At 72.3% G+C, this 14343-nt stretch carries 14 protein-coding genes; 4 read left to right on the forward strand and 10 right to left on the reverse strand.

Going from position 1 to position 14343, the window contains the following annotated elements; genetic code table 11:
- Positions 1-34: 34 nt before the first annotated feature.
- From AKI01S_RS24350 to AKI01S_RS24380, 7 genes are all read right to left on the reverse strand, one after another.
- Positions 35-556: a YbhB/YbcL family Raf kinase inhibitor-like protein gene (locus tag AKI01S_RS24350; protein WP_067822452.1), complete on the reverse strand. Its 522-nt coding sequence runs from the start codon at positions 554-556 to the stop codon at positions 35-37.
- A 50-nt stretch (positions 557-606) separates the two neighbouring features.
- Positions 607-1479 (reverse strand): carbohydrate ABC transporter permease, encoded by an 873-nt coding sequence (locus tag AKI01S_RS24355; RefSeq protein ID WP_067822455.1) that lies wholly within the window; start codon positions 1477-1479, stop codon positions 607-609.
- On the reverse strand, positions 1476-2390 hold the full coding sequence (locus AKI01S_RS24360) for a carbohydrate ABC transporter permease (protein WP_067822460.1): 915 nt from the start codon (positions 2388-2390) through the stop codon (positions 1476-1478). The genes AKI01S_RS24355 and AKI01S_RS24360 overlap by 4 nt, the downstream gene beginning before the upstream one ends.
- Entirely contained in the window at positions 2387-3460 is a 1074-nt protein-coding gene (locus AKI01S_RS24365; protein ID WP_067822466.1) for an ABC transporter ATP-binding protein, read from the reverse strand. The genes AKI01S_RS24360 and AKI01S_RS24365 overlap by 4 nt, the downstream gene beginning before the upstream one ends.
- Positions 3461-3464: 4 nt before the next feature.
- Positions 3465-4862 carry an ABC transporter substrate-binding protein gene (locus tag AKI01S_RS24370; RefSeq protein ID WP_067822470.1) on the reverse strand — a complete coding sequence of 466 codons (1398 nt, stop codon included), beginning with the start codon at positions 4860-4862 and terminating at the stop codon, positions 3465-3467.
- Positions 4863-5083: 221 nt separating this feature from the next.
- Positions 5084-5908 carry an ABC transporter ATP-binding protein gene (locus AKI01S_RS24375; RefSeq protein WP_174567415.1) on the reverse strand — a complete coding sequence of 275 codons (825 nt, stop codon included), beginning with the start codon at positions 5906-5908 and terminating at the stop codon, positions 5084-5086.
- On the reverse strand, positions 5895-6875 hold the full coding sequence (locus tag AKI01S_RS24380) for an ABC transporter permease (RefSeq protein ID WP_067822474.1): 981 nt from the start codon (positions 6873-6875) through the stop codon (positions 5895-5897). Before AKI01S_RS24380 ends, AKI01S_RS24375 begins: the two co-directional genes overlap by 14 nt.
- Positions 6876-6983: 108 nt before the next feature.
- Between AKI01S_RS24380 and AKI01S_RS24385 the strand changes: the two genes are divergently transcribed.
- The gene (locus AKI01S_RS24385; protein ID WP_084000186.1) at positions 6984-8630 is read left to right on the forward strand and encodes a bifunctional phosphatase PAP2/diacylglycerol kinase family protein; all 1647 of its coding nucleotides are present in this window, start codon (positions 6984-6986) and stop codon (positions 8628-8630) included.
- 26 nt (positions 8631-8656) lie between these two features.
- Here the strand turns inward: AKI01S_RS24385 and AKI01S_RS24390 are convergent, their stop codons facing one another.
- Complete coding sequence (locus AKI01S_RS24390) at positions 8657-9841, reverse strand: cytochrome P450 (protein WP_067822477.1); 1185 nt, start codon at positions 9839-9841, stop codon at positions 8657-8659.
- The gene (locus AKI01S_RS24395; protein ID WP_067822482.1) at positions 9838-10281 is read right to left on the reverse strand and encodes a 2,4'-dihydroxyacetophenone dioxygenase family protein; all 444 of its coding nucleotides are present in this window, start codon (positions 10279-10281) and stop codon (positions 9838-9840) included. Before AKI01S_RS24395 ends, AKI01S_RS24390 begins: the two co-directional genes overlap by 4 nt.
- A gap of 133 nt (positions 10282-10414) precedes the next feature.
- On the opposite strand from AKI01S_RS24395, the gene AKI01S_RS24400 reads away from it, so the two are divergent.
- On the forward strand, positions 10415-10636 hold the full coding sequence (locus AKI01S_RS24400) for a DUF6158 family protein (RefSeq protein ID WP_067822485.1): 222 nt from the start codon (positions 10415-10417) through the stop codon (positions 10634-10636).
- A gap of 105 nt (positions 10637-10741) precedes the next feature.
- Positions 10742-11272, forward strand: coding sequence for a YceI family protein (locus tag AKI01S_RS24405; protein ID WP_067822488.1), 531 nt, complete (start codon positions 10742-10744; stop codon positions 11270-11272).
- A gap of 15 nt (positions 11273-11287) precedes the next feature.
- Here AKI01S_RS24405 and AKI01S_RS24410 read toward each other — a convergent pair whose 3' ends face one another.
- Positions 11288-12931, reverse strand: coding sequence for an ABC-F family ATP-binding cassette domain-containing protein (locus tag AKI01S_RS24410; RefSeq protein WP_067822493.1), 1644 nt, complete (start codon positions 12929-12931; stop codon positions 11288-11290).
- A 136-nt stretch (positions 12932-13067) separates the two neighbouring features.
- On the opposite strand from AKI01S_RS24410, the gene AKI01S_RS24415 reads away from it, so the two are divergent.
- Positions 13068-14339, forward strand: coding sequence for a serine hydrolase domain-containing protein (locus AKI01S_RS24415; protein ID WP_084000188.1), 1272 nt, complete (start codon positions 13068-13070; stop codon positions 14337-14339).
- Positions 14340-14343 lie beyond the last annotated feature (4 nt).

The following is a 14343-nucleotide window of genomic DNA, read 5'->3' on the forward strand; positions in this document are numbered from 1 at the left end:
CTCGCGAGTACGAGCCGACCGGAAACGGGCCTGATCAGGAGCCGTAAACCGGGACGAGGGTCGCGCGGGCCAGGGTGTGCGCGGTGATGTTGAAACCCACCACGGCGGGCATCGTGTCGGAGTCCAGCCCGAGCGACTCCACGTCCAGCGCGTGCACGGCGAACACGTAGCGGTGCGGGTCGCCGGGCGGCGGGGCCGCGCCGCCGAACGCCTTGATCCCGTAGTCTGACCGCGCGTGGACGCCGATCTTGGCGTCCTCGGCGCCCGCGCCGGTCGGCAGCTCGGTCACGTCGGCCGGGACGTCGAACAGCACCCAGTGCCAGAACCCGCTGCCGGTCGGGGCGTCCGGGTCGTAGCAGGTCACCGCGAAGCTCCGGGTCTCGGCCGGGAACCCCGACCACGCCAGGTGCGGGGAGAGGTTCCCGCCGCTGAAGCCCCAGTCGTCGAACACGTGCCGCTCCGACAGGCGCTCGCCGTCGGCGACGTCGTCGCTGGTCAGCGTGAACGACGGCACCTCGGGCAGGTACTCGTACGGGATCGGCGGCTTGCCGGGCATGACGACCTCCTCGTCGGACGTTCGGTGTCACACCCATACCTATCAGGGGGTCAGGTCTTCACCGCCCCCATGGTGAACCCTGTCACGAAGCGGTCCAGGAAAAGGTTGAACAGGAACGCGATCGGCATCGCGGTGACGACGGCGGCGGCCTGGAGGGACTGCCAGAAGAACACGTCGCCCCGGATCAGCTGGGTCGGCACGCCCGTGCTGACGACCATCTTCGGGCTCGACGACACGAACGCCAGCGCGTACACGAACTCGCTGGCGGTGAGGGTGAAGGTGAACACCACCACCGCGACGATCCCCGGGAAGACCAGCGGCAGGACGGCGCGGGCGAACGCCCCCAGCCGGCTGTGGCCGTCCACCATCGCCTGCTCCTCGACGTCCTTGGGGACCGCCTTCAGGAAGCCGATCAGGAGCCACACCGAGACCGGAACGGTGATCGTCGGATAGACCACGATCATCGACCAGAGGGTGTCCTCCAGGCCCAGGGACACCACCACGCGGGTCAGGGACAGGAACAGCAGCGACGGCGGCACCAGGTACACCAGGAAGATCGCGATGCCCATCGGGGTGCCCCACGGCCGGTTCAGCCGCGCCAGGGAGTAGGCGGCGGGCAGCGACATCAGCAGGGTGAGCGCCACGACGGCCGCGCCGACCAGCAGGGTGTTGCCCACGAACGTCAGGAACGGCGTGTCGGTGAGCAGGAACCGCACGTGGTCGGGCGTCGCGGGCTCGTTGAACGCGAACGGGTTGCTCTCGGGGTTGTACAGGTCGCGGTTCTGCTTGAACGCGCTGACCAGGCTCCACAGGAACGGCAGCGCGCAGACCAGGGCCGCGAGGACCGCCGCCCCGTACACCCCGACGCGCGCCGCGACATGCCGTCGCGCGTACCGCCGCCGCAGCGCCTCCGTCTCGTTCATTGCGCCTCCAGACGTCGGACGGCGCGGAGGATCGCGATCGCCCCGGCCAGCAGGATCGGGAACAGGAACAGCGCGATCGCCGCGCCCTGGCCCACGTCGCCGCCCTCGATCCCCCGGAAGTAGGCCCAGGAGGCGAGCACGTCGGTGGCGTGGGTGGGGCCGCCGCGGGTCAGCACGTACGACACGGTCATGTCGGTGAACGTCATGATCGCCCCGAACAGCGCCGCCACCGCGATCACCGGCAGGGTCAGCGGGATCGTCACCTCCAGCATCCGCCGCCAGAACCCGGCCCCGTCGATCCGCGCCGCCTCGTCCAGGTCGCGGGGGATCGCCACCAGCCCGGCCATGACGATCACGGCGGCGAGCGGGGTGAGCCGCCAGGTCTGGACGAGGACGACCGACAGCATCGCGGTGCCGGGGTCGCCGAGCCACACCACGTTGCCCTCGATGAGGCCGAGGCGGCGCAGCACCCAGTCGACGGGGGAGTAGATCGAGTCCAGGAACCACAGCCAGGAGATCGTGGACAGCGCGACCGGGGTCGTCCAGGGCAGCAGCACGAGGAACCGCACCAGCCACTTGCCCCGGAAGTCGGCGACCAGGATGTTGGCCAGGATCTTCCCGAAGACCACGATCAGGACCATCGCACTGGTCGTGAAGAGGAGGGTGTTGCCGAGCGAGCGCCAGAACACCCCGTCGTCGAAGACCGCCGTGAAGTTGCGCAGGCCCACGAAGTCGTAGGACGGGTCGCCGGTCGTCACGTCCGAGAACGCGAACGCCACCGCCAGCAGGAACGGCACCCCCACCAGCGCGACGATGTAGACCACCGACGGCAGCAGCATCGCCCACGCCAGGAAGCCCTCGCGGTCGGCGAGGCCCGCGCGGGGCACCCCCTCGCGCCGCCGCGCCGTCACGGCTTCCCGATCGGGACGGCCGGGGCACGCGTCCCCGCCTCAGCGTCGAAGAACCGCAGCCGGTCGGCCGCGACCGCGAACCCGTGCGCCTCCCCGGCCCGGATCGGCGTGGTGATCGTGGCGGGCAGCCGCGCGATGACCCGGGTGTCCTCGCCGAGGCCGGTGACGGTCCCGTACACGTGCCGGTCGCCCGACAGGTACTCCATCCGCTCCACGCGCAGGTCCATGGTGACGCGCGCGTCGTGGGGGACGTTCTCGACCGGCAGCAGGTGCTCGGGCCGGAACCCGACCAGCCGGTCGTCCCGCCGGACCAGGTTCATCGGCGGCGACCCGATGAACGTCGCCACGAACGTGTCGGCCGGGTCGTCGTACACCTCCACCGGCGTGCCGACCTGCCGTACCCGGCCCTTCTCCAGCACCGCGATCCGGTCGCCGAGCCCCATGGCCTCGGCCTGGTCGTGCGTCACGTAGATCGTGGTGGTGCCGACCTGCTCCTGGAAGCGTTTCAGCTCGTCGCGCGCGGTCGCGCGCATCTTGGCGTCCAGGTTCGACAGCGGCTCGTCCAGCAGGAACACCGCCGGGTCCCGCACCAGCGCCCGCGCGAGCGCCACCCGCTGGCGCTCCCCGCCCGACAGCTGCCGGGGCTTGCGGTCGAGCAGCGGCCCGATCCCCAGCAGCTCGGCCGCCCATCTGGTCTTGCTCTCCTGCGTCTCCCTGGGGGCCTTCTCCGCCCGCAGCGGGAACACGATGTTGTCCCGGACGGTCTTGTTCGGGTACAGCGCGTAGGACTGGAACACCATCGCGATCTGCCGGACGCGCGGCGGCAGCCCGTTGACGACCTGCCCGTCGATCAGCACCTCGCCCTCGGTGGGGTGCTCCAGCCCCGCGATCGTGCGCAGCAGCGTCGTCTTCCCGCAGCCCGACGGGCCGAGCAGCACCAGGTACTCGCCGGGCTCGGCGGCCAGGTTCACCCCGTCCAGCGCGCGCACGACGTCGCCGCCGCCCCGGCGGGTCCGCCGCAGGTGCCCGTCGAACGTCTTCACCAGCTCCCTGACCTCGACGGTCTTCATGGCCTCAGCCCCCGACCAGCTTGCGGTCCCGCCAGTTCTTGAAGATCGCGTTCATCTGCCGCTCGGCGTCGGCGACCGCCTGCCTGGCGCTGACCTGGCCGCGCGCCGCCCGCCCGAACATCGTCGGCAGCACGTTCGTCGAGAAGATCTCCCCGATGGCCGGGTTCGACGGGCCCGGGTACCCGATGTTGGCGCTCCACGACGCGGCGTTCTTCAGCAGCGACAGCTTGTTCGGCGGTTTCGCGCCGAACGGGTCGTTGTCCAGCCACCCGTTGAGCTGCGGGACCAGCGACGGCCACCCCGGGAGGTCGTACAGCTCCGACTGGTAGGTCACCGACGGGAAGTTCGCCGTGTAGTGCAGCAGGAACTCCTTGGCCGCGTCCGGGTTGGCCGCGTGCTTCGGCACGATCCACTGCTGGATGACGTGCTGGGCCGCCAGCGCCGCCTTCGGGCCGCGCAGCGCCGGGACGAAGAAGACGTCGTCGCCGATCTTCGGGTTGGTGCCCATCGCGGTGCGCCACGCCGAGATCGAGTTGAGGATGTAGGAGGACTTCCCGGCGATGAGCGCCTGGTTGTTGGAGGCCGGGACCCAGGAGAACACCTCGCTGGTCTCGGCCTGCTTCCACAGCCGGGTCATGTACTCCACGGCCGCGACCGCCTCCGGCGAGTTGATCACGACCTTCTCGGCGGCGTCCTGCTCGGAGGCCCCGAACGACCACAGCAGCGCCCGCGCCGCCATGTTGGAGTCGGTCTCGGGCGACAGGCCGATCCCGCACGGCACCCCGGTCCGCCGCTTGATCTCCGCCGCGCCGGTCAGCAGCTCCTCCCACGAGCTCGGCCCGTTGGGCAGCCCCGCCTGCTGCCACATCGAGCGGCGGTAGTTGCCGGGGTCGGGCGACCAGCCGGGGCAGAAGCAGTAGAACCGCCGGGTGTTGGGGTTGTAGCTGGACCTGCGGCACAGCTCGATCTGCTGGCCCCAGCGCCGCGACGCCTCCTGGACGACGTCGTTCATGTCCAGCACGGCGGGCTCGTACTGCGAGAACGGCGCGATGTGCTGGATCAGGTCGTGGCCCTGCCGGGCCTGGATCTCCGAGGCGGCGCGGCGCGGCACGTCCACGGTGTTGATGTGGTCGACGCGGACGTTCACCCCGACCCGTTTGCCCCAGTCCGCGGCGAACCTGTCGAACCACTTGTCGTGCCGGGGCACGAAGTGGCTCCACATCAGGATCGTCAGCGAGCCGCTCAGCTTCCGCGACGGGGCGGTGAAGACCTCCTTGGGGGCGTCGCCCTGCCCGCGGGCCTGCGGCCCGCTGGTCTCGCTCGCGCAGCCCGCCAGTCCCGCGGTTCCCAGCGCGACCGCTGTGGAGGCCAGGAAGCCGCGTCTGCTCAGCCGGTCCGTCATCAGGGTCGCCCCCTCACCGCCGAAAGGATCTGTTTCGACGGTAGGTCGGCGAGCGCGCCACATCCAGAGGCGAATGGGTAACTCTCTGTAACTATGGCCCCTTGTGCCGCAGGGGCTCCAGGAGTCACCCGATGGCCGTGACCCGCCAGAAGGCGCCGTGTCCCGAGCGGGAGACGGCGCCCTGCGTTCTCACCGGACGGTGACCGTCCGGTGCCTCGACGTCACTTTCCGGTGGCGTCGGTGTAGGCCTTGAGGACCTCGGTGGGGTCCCCGTCCATCTTGATCCGGCCGTCGTCCAGCCAGATGACCCGGTTGCAGGTCTCCTCGATGACGTCGAGGTTGTGCGCGACCAGGAACACCGCGCCCGCGTCCTTGCGCAGCTCGTTGATCTTGGCACGGCTGCGCCGCTTGAACTTGGCGTCGCCGGTGGCCAGCGCCTCGTCGATCAGCAGCACGTCGTGGGTGCGGGCCGCCGCGATCGCGAACCGCAGCCGCGCGCCCATGCCGGACGAGTAGGTGCTCATCGGGTAGTCGATGAACCCCGGCTTCAGGTCCGCGAACTTCACGATCTCTTCGTACTTGGCCTTGGTCTCCTCCGGCGACAGGCCCATCGCCAGGCAGCCGAGGATGATGTTGCGCGAGCCGGTCAGGTCCCGCATCAGCGCCGCGTTGACGCCCAGCAGCGACGGCTGCCCGTCGGTGTAGACCGCGCCCTTGGCGGCCGGCAGCAGCCCCGCGATCGCCTTCAGCAGGGTCGACTTGCCCGAGCCGTTGGTGCCGATCACGCCGATGGCGTCGCCCCGGTAGGCGACGAAGGACACGCCCTTGACGGCGTGCACCTCCTTCATCTGCGGCCGGTTCTGCCGCCTGACGATGCGCATCAGCGCCGACACGGCGTTGCCCTTGTTCCCGCCGCCGCTGTAGACGCGGTAGACGATGTGCAGGCCGTCCACGACCACGATCGGCTCGCGGTCGGGGTCGATGACCACCTCGGGCTGCGCGGTCGCCAACGGGACCTTCTCCTTGAGCGCCTTAGCCACGGCCATACCTCTCCTCGGCGCGGTAGAAGTACCAGAAGCCGCCGACGAACGCGACCAGCGCCCACACCACCGCGTAGACCCACAGCATCGTCGGCTGGGCGGCGCCCGCCTTGGCCAGGGTGGCGCGGTAGCTCTCGTGCATGATCGAGTCACGGACCAGCTCGATGAACACGGCCCCGGGGTTGGCCTCCAGGATGTGCCCCAGCCAGCCGTGGCCGCGCTCCTCCAGCGCCTTCACCTTGTCGGCGACCAGGAAGAACACGCCCGACACGTACAGCCAGGTCCGGGTGATGAACGGCAGCAGCTGCTGGATGTCGCGCGTGAACGCCCCCACCCGCGCGATCGCCAGGCTGATGCCGACGTTGAACAGCAGTTGCAGCGCCAGCGCCGGGAACAGCAGCAGCCAGTGCCAGGTCGGCATCTCCCCGGTCGCCACGACCACCACGGCCAGCACGACCATGGAGATCAGCAGCTGCTGCAACTCCATGATCACGTAGGCGAAGGGCAGCGCGGCGCGCGGGAAGTGCAGCGCCCTGATCAGCGACAGGTTGTTGGAGACCGACTTCGCCCCCGCCGTCAGCGACCGCTGGGAGAAGGTGAAGACGAACACCCCGGTGATCAGGAACGCCGTGTAGTTCTCGATCCCCTTGCTCTGGCTCAGCAGCAGACCGAAGATCAGGAAGTAGACACCCGCGTTGAGCAGCGGGGTCAGGACCTGCCACACCTGCCCCAGGCGCGACCCGCTGTAGGTCGCCGCGGTCTTCGCCGAGGCGAAGTTCCAGATGAACGTCCTGCGCTGCCACAGCTCCTGGACGTACGCGCGCAGCCGGGGGCGTGCCGCGCTCCTCGTCAGCCCATGACGCGCGGCGAACTCGGCCAGCGACACACTGCCCATCCCGTTGCTGCGAGGAGGCTCCGTGATCGTGCCGGCCGGGTCGCCACCCGCGGAGCTGAGCCGTTCCGGGTGACTCATGCCGGGAAGCCTATTGCAGTCCGCCTGATGTGAGGGACGTTCGCCCGCATGTGACCCCTGATTCGAGATCATCGGAATCATGTCCTTGTCCCTGGGGATACCCCCGACATGCATGCCAATCACCGTCGGCGGCCGCTGCCCGCGCGTGTCGTGGCCGACGCCGTGAGCGCCTGGATCACCCCGCCCCCCTCCCGGCCGGTCGCCCCCGCGGCCGAGCCCGCCCCCGGAAGGACGCTGCTGCGCCGGCTGGGCCGCCTCGACCGGTGGGCGTTCGACCGGGTCGCCGCCACGCACCTGCCGGGCCTGGAGTACGTGCTGCCCCGGGTGTCGCGGGCGGCCGACCACGGGGTGCTGTGGTTCACCGCCGCCGGGGTGATGGCGCTCACCCGCCGCGCCAGCCTGCGCCGCGCCGCGCTGCGCGGCTCGATCGCCATCGCGGTCGCCAGCCCGGTCGTCAACACCGTCGGCAAGCAGGCCTTCCGCCGCAAGCGCCCGGTCGTGGACCTGGTGCCGCCGATCCGGATCCGCTGGAAGCTGCCGACCTCGCACGCGTTCCCCTCCGGGCACTCGGCGTCGGCCGCCGCGTTCGCCATGGGGGTGGCGATGGAGGCCCCCCGCGCGGTGGCCGTCCCGGTGGCCGCGACCGCCGCCGCCGTCGCGTTCGCCCGCGTCTACACCGGCGCGCACTACCCCGGCGACGTGCTGGCCGGGCTCGGCATCGGCGCGCTCACCGCCGTCGGCACCCGCCTGGTGTGGCCCGCCCGCCCGCCGGTCGCGCACGTCACCCGCACCGTCACCGAGGACGTCGCGATCAACGGCGACGGCGCGGGCGTGGTCGCCGTCGTCAACACCGCCTCCGGCGAGAACGCCGGCGACCGCCCCTCGCTGCTGCCCGGCCCCGCAGAGGCGGCCGTCCACCTGCTGGGCCGCGACCTGCCCGCCGCCGAGATCGTCCGCTACGACCCGGGCGACGACCTCGCCAAGGTGATGGAGGAGGCGGCGGCCCGCGCCGAGGTGCTGGCCGTGGTCGGCGGCGACGGCACCGTCAACGCGGGCGCGCAGGCGGCGCTGCGCCACGACGTCCCGCTGCTGCCGATCCCCGGCGGGACGTTCGACCACTTCGCCCGCGCCCTCGGCATGGAGACCGCCGCCGACGCGATCGCCGCCTACCGCGGCGGCTGCCTGGGCCGCGTCGACGTGGCGTTCGTCACCCCGGCGGGCACGCGCCCGGGGGACCCCGCCGAGATCGACTCGGTCTTCCTCAACACCGCCAGCTTCGGCGCCTACACCGAGCTCGTGGACCGCCGCGAGCGCCTGGAGGGCCGCCTCGGCAAGTGGCCCGCCCTCGCCGTCGCGGCCTGGCGCACCTTCCGCCACTCCGAGCCGGCGGAGATGGACGTGAACGGGCGGCGGCGGCGCGTGTGGCTGGCGTTCGTGGGCAACTGCGGCTACGGCTCCCGCGGCCCCGCCCCCACCTGGCGCGAGCACCTGGACGACGGGCGGCTCGACATCCGCATGGTCACCGCCGGGCGCCGGGTGCCCCGCGTCCGGGCGCTGGCGGCGGTGCTGGTCGGTCACCTCCACCTGACCCCCGGCTACAAGCACTGGGAGGACGGCGTCCTGGAGCTGGTCGCCGCCGACGGCGAACTGCGGCTGGCCCGCGACGGCGAGGTCGACTCCACGGCCTCGGCGGTGCGCTTCGGGAAGCGGCCGGGGGCGCTGAAGGTGTTCTGCCCCCGGAACCCGCCGCGTTAGGCCGCGTTAGGCCGGGTCAGGCCGGGTCAGGCGGGCTCCAGCTCCAGCGGGCAGCGCCGCAGCCCGGTCACGACCGGGGAGCCGTTGTGGACGGGCTCGCCCGCCGGGCGGATCCGTCCCACGCGGGGGAGCAGCTCCTCCAGCAGGATCCGGATCTCCATGCGGGCGAGCGCCGCCCCCAGGCAGAAGTGCGGCCCGAACCCGAACGCCAGCCCCGGCGCGGCGGGCGCGCGGGCCGCGTCGAACCGTCCGGCGTCCGCGCCGAACGCCTCGGGGTCGCGGTTGGCGGCCCCGTAGAGCAGCATGACGCGCTCGCCCTCGGCGATCCTCACCCCGCCCAGCTCCCCGTCCCGCGCGGCCGTCCGCAGGAAGTACACGACCGGCGAGGTCCACCGCAGGATCTCCTCCACGGCAGGGCCGAGGTCCCCGCCCGCCCGCAGCGCGTCCCACTGCCCGGGGTGCTCGGCGAACGCCCGCAGCCCGCCCGACAGGGCGTGCCGCGTGGTCTCGTTGCCCGCCACCAGCAGCTGGATCAGGAACATGACCAGCTCCAGGTCGCTGAGCCGGTCCCCGTCCACCTCCGCCAGCGCCAGCCGCGAGACCACGTCGTCGCGCGGCGCGGCCCGCCGCTCGTGCGCGGTGCGGACCAGGTACGTCCCGCACTCGACCCGCAGAGCGTCGCGCTCCCGCTCCTCCAGCTCCGGCGCGGCCCCCGGCACGATCGCCTCCGACCAGCGGAAGAAGCGCGGCCAGTCGTCCTCGGGGATCCCCAGCAGCAGGCAGATCACCTGGAGGGGCAGGGGCACCGCGAGCCGCTCGACGGCGTCGAACGCGCCGCCCGGGGAGGCGAGCAGGGGAGCGAGCAGGGCCCGCACGCGGTCCCGGACCTCCCCCTCGATCCGCCGCATCGCCGAGGGCCGGAACGCGGGCGCGACCAGCCCCCGGTACCGCGTGTGGTCCGGCGGGTCGGTGTGCATGATCGTCGGCGGCGCGTCGTAGGAGCGCCCGATCTCGTCGATCAGGATCCCGTCCCCGGACCGGTAGGCGGCCGGGTCGGCGGCCGCCCCGTGGACGAGCGCGTACGGCGCGACCACCCACAGCGGCAGCTCCGGATGCCGCAGGGGAGCCCGGGCGGCCAGGAGGCGCGCGTACAGGCCGCCCGGATGCCCGTCCCGGAAGGACCCGCCCGGGAAGCCCTCGGGGACGTTCACCGGAGGACGCCCTCGGGCCGGGGGATCCCGGCGGCGTCGCAGAGCGCGTAGTAGGCGTTCAGGGTGGACTCGCCGTCGGTGACGCCGCTGATCGACCCGTCGGGGGCGAACTCGACGAACGCGCCCTCGATGACGAAGAGGATGTCGCTGTCCTCAAGGATGGTCAGCGTGTGGATGCTGCCGGGCGGCTCGTAGATGAACGTCCCGCCCACATAGTCGATCCCGTACTCGGCGTACTGCCAGCGGCCCGAGAACGTGTAGGCGTGCACCCCTCCCGTGTGCTTGTGCTTGGGGAGCTGGAAGCCCGCCCGGAACCGGTTGCGGACCACCCACGTGTCGGCGGAGACCCGGAGGACCTGCAACCCCACCGGCCCGGCGTTGACCCAGGGGAGATCGTCGGAGTGGACATGGCCGACCAGCGGCCCCAGTGTCTCGGTCATGAGCAAACGCTAGGTTGGCAGAACGGGGCTCCGCAAGCCCCCGGCGCCACCGACCGGGTTGACCCGGGACCGACCGGGTACGGGTCGTGGGTACGCCATCACGGACACGCGCGCCACCATCGAGGGGGACGGCATGACCATGGGGATCGATCCCAGCGCCCTTGGCGAGGACGACCTCTTCCGCGAGCTCGGCCATCTGTACGACACCCGCCTGGAGGCCCTGCGTCACGCCTCCGACCAGGCCTACGCCGAGCACACCCGCCGCACGGCCCAGCTGGAGGCCGAGTACCTGCGCCGCTACCCCGGCCGCGAGGTCGACCCCGAGCGCCTCCGCGAGGGTGCCCGCGCCCGCTGACGCCCGCGCTCCCGTCCAACTCCACACCGGTCCCGCGCGAACGCCGGGACGGCCGGCGCGCCGTCCCGGTTGCGTAGGCGCGCGCGTTCCCCAACCCTGGGAACCATGGCGACGCGCGAGTACGAGATCGGACCGGAGCACGGACGGCTGGCTCTTCGGACGGGACGCAGCGGGCTGGGCCGCCGCGCGGGCCACGACCTGACGCTGGAGGCCACCCGCTGGCGCGCCACGGTCACCGACGACGGGCAGGCCCCGGCCGTCGAGGTCGTCGTGGAGGTCGGCGGGATCGAGGTCCGCGAGGGGACCGGCGGGGTGCTGCCGCTGTCCGACCAGGACCGCGCGGAGATCACGCGGAACCTGCGCAAGGTCCTCCAGGCGGACCGGCACCCGACGATCGTCTACCGGACCACCGGTGTCGCCGAGCACGAGCTGACCGGCGGGCTGACGGTCCTCGGCCGCACCGAGCCGCTGACCGTGACCGCCGAGCTCACCGGGGACCGGGTGACCGGGTCGGCGACGGTGCGGCAGACCCGGTGGGGGATCAAGCCGTTCTCGGCGTTCTTCGGCGCGCTGCGGCTGGCCGACGACGTACGGGTGGAGTTCGACCTGACGCTGCCGGAGAAGCCGGGATCCTGAGCGGCCCCCGCGGGGTCAGCGCCCGCGGACGACCCGCCTCTCGTCCCACACCGGCTCGGCCGACTCGTACACCGCCCCGTCCGACCCGAACACCAGGAACCGGTCGAACGACCGCGCGAACCACCGGTCGTGCGTGACCGCCAGCACCGTGCCCTGGTAGGACTCCAGGCCCTCCTGCAACGCCTCGGCGCTGGCCAGGTCCAGGTTGTCGGTCGGCTCGTCCAGCAGCAGCAGCGTCGCCCCGCCCAGCTCCAGCAGCAGGATCTGCAACCGCGCCTGCTGCCCGCCCGACAGCGTCTCGAACGGCTGCTCGGCGCTCAGTTGCAGCTCGTAGCGGGCCAGGGCGTTCATGGCGTCGTTGCGCAGCCGCGCGTGCTCGGTCATGACGATCTCGCAGGGCGTGCGCCCCGCCAGGTCGGGCCGCGCGTGCGTCTGCGCGAACAGCCCCGGCACGACCCGCGCCCCCAGCCGCGCCACGCCCGAGTGCGCGACCGGCTCGACGGGGGAGGCCCCGCGCGGAGGCTGCTCGGCCAGGCCCGCCAGCAGCCGCAGGAAGTGCGACTTGCCCGAGCCGTTGGAGCCCAGCACGGCGACCCGCTCGCCGTACCAGATCTCGGTGTCGAACGGCCGCATCAGTCCGGTCAGCTCCAGACCCTCGCAGATCACGGCGCGCTTGCCGGTGCGCCCACCGCGCAGCCGCATCTTGAGGCTCTGGTCGCGCGGCGGCACCTCCGGCGGCCCGGCCTCCTCGAACTTGCGCAGCCGCGTCTGGGCGGCCTGGTAGCGCGAGGCGAGGCCGTCGTTGTAGGACGCCTTGTTCTTCAGCGTCAGGACGAGCTGCCTGAGCTTGGCGTGCTCCTCGTCCCAGCGCCGCCGCAGCTCCTCCAGGCGCTCGTTGCGGTCGCGGCGGGCCTGCGCGTAGGAGGCGAACCCGTCGCCGTGCACCCAGACCCGCCCGGCCTCCACGGTGATGATCCGGTCGGCGGCCCGGTCCAGCAGCGCGCGGTCGTGGGAGACCAGCAGCACGGTCTTGGGCGTCTCGCGCAGGCGCTCCTCCAGCCACTCCTTGCCGGGGACGTCCAGGTAGTTGTCGGGCTCGTCGAGCAGCAGGACCTCGTCGGGGCCGCGCAGCAGCGCCTCCAGGACCAGGCGTTTCTGCTCGCCGCCCGACAGCGTCCGCACCTCGCGCCACCGGCACCGCTCGTAGGGGACGCCGAGCGCGGCCACGCAGCACGCGTCCCACAGCACCTCGGCCTCGTAGCCCCCGGCGTCGCCCCACCCGGCCAGCGCGGTGGCGTAACGCATCTGGGTGGGCTCGTCGTCGCGCTCCATCATGGCCAGCTCGGCGGCCTCCAGCGCGGCGGCGGCCTCGCGCACGCGCGGGGGAGCGGTGGTCAGCAGCAGGTCGTGCACGCTGGAGGCGTCGCGCACGTTCCCCACGAACTGCCGCATCACCCCGAGCCCGCCGCTGTGCGCGACGGTGCCCTCCTGCGGCGCCAGGTCCCCGGAGACCAACCGCAGCAGCGTGGTCTTGCCCGCGCCGTTCGGCCCGACCAGCGCGGCCGTCACGCCGTCGCCGACCCGGAACGACACGTCGTCCAGCAGGATCCGCCCGTCCGGCAGCGTGTGGCCGACATGCCCCACCTCGACGTGGCCCACGGGTCCCCCTCCTCCGGTCCGACCTCCGAGTCTCGGCCGGGCCCGGACGCCGGGGCAACCGAATTTCGCCGGGCGGGTCGCCGGGATGGGCTAGGGTGCGGATGATCATCGACCGATCCGTCCCCCTGGAGCAGTGATGACCGAGCATGCCCTGAACCGCCGCGATTTCGGGAAGTTCGCCGGGATGGCCGGGGCCGGAGCCGTGCTCTCCGCCTGCTCCGCCGAGCAGCGGGCCGCCTCCGCCGGCGCCGCCGCCGCGGCCCCCGCCTGGAAGGTCACCGGCAGGGCCCTGACGGGGCTGGGGGGCTTCGACGCCACGATGAAGAGGTTCATGACCGAGCGCGGTGTCAGCGCGGGCCAGCTCGCCGTCGTCCGCAAGGGCAGGCTGCTGCTGGCGCGCGGCTACTCCTACAGCTCCGACCCGCGCTTCGCCGTCCAGCCGACCTCGCTGTTCCGGATCGCCAGCGTCTCCAAGCCGATCACCGCGACCGCCGTGCTGCGCCTGGTCCAGGACGGGAAGCTGAGGCTCACCGACCGCGTGGCGAAGCTGCTCGGGCTGTCCACCGCCGCCGACCCGCGCCTGGCGAACGTCACCGTGCTGCACCTGCTCCAGCACCTCGGCGGCTGGGACAAGAGCCTGACGCCCGACGTGACGTGGCGCGACCTGGAGATCGCCAAGGCCCTCAACGTGCCGCTGCCGATCAAGCACGCGCACATCATGCGCTACGCCTCGGCCCGCAAGCTGAACCACGCGCCCGGCACGAAGCCCGTCTACTGCAACTACGGCTTCCTGCTGCTCGGCCGGATCATCGAGAAGGTCACCGGCCAGTCGTACGCGACCTACGTGCAGCGAACGGTGCTGGCCCCGCGCGGCATCACCCGCATGAGGCTCGGCCGCTCCCTCACCCGCGCGCCCGGCGAGGTCACCTACGACTCCATCCACACCACCCCGACGGTCCTCGACGGCTCGGGCCGGAAGGTCCCCTTCCCCTATGGCGGGTTCAGCCTGGAGACCCATGACTCCCAGGGCGGCTGGCTGTCCACGGCCGTGGACCTGGTGCGGTTCGCCGGGATCTACGACGGCGGCACGAGCGTGCTGAACGCGACCTCCGTCGGCCGGGCGTTCGCCAAGCCCGCCACCGGCGTCAACGCCGACGGCTACTACTTCGGCGCGGGCTGGATGGTCCGCCCGGTCAAGGGCGGCCTCAACACCTGGCACGACGGCAGCCAGCCGGGCACCAGCACCCTGCTGGTCCGCCGCTTCGACGGCCTGACCTGGGCGGTGCTGTTCAACCGGCGCCAAGAGGGCAACGCCCCGAGCTTCGGCGCCATCGACGGCCTGCTGCACCAGGCCGCCAACGCCGTGAAGAGCTGGCCCACCGGGAACCTTTACCCCACCTACTTCTGACCGC

It is taken from the genome of Actinomadura kijaniata NBRC 14229 (assembly GCF_001552175.1).
In the GTDB taxonomy this organism is placed as follows: domain Bacteria; phylum Actinomycetota; class Actinomycetes; order Streptosporangiales; family Streptosporangiaceae; genus Spirillospora; species Spirillospora kijaniata.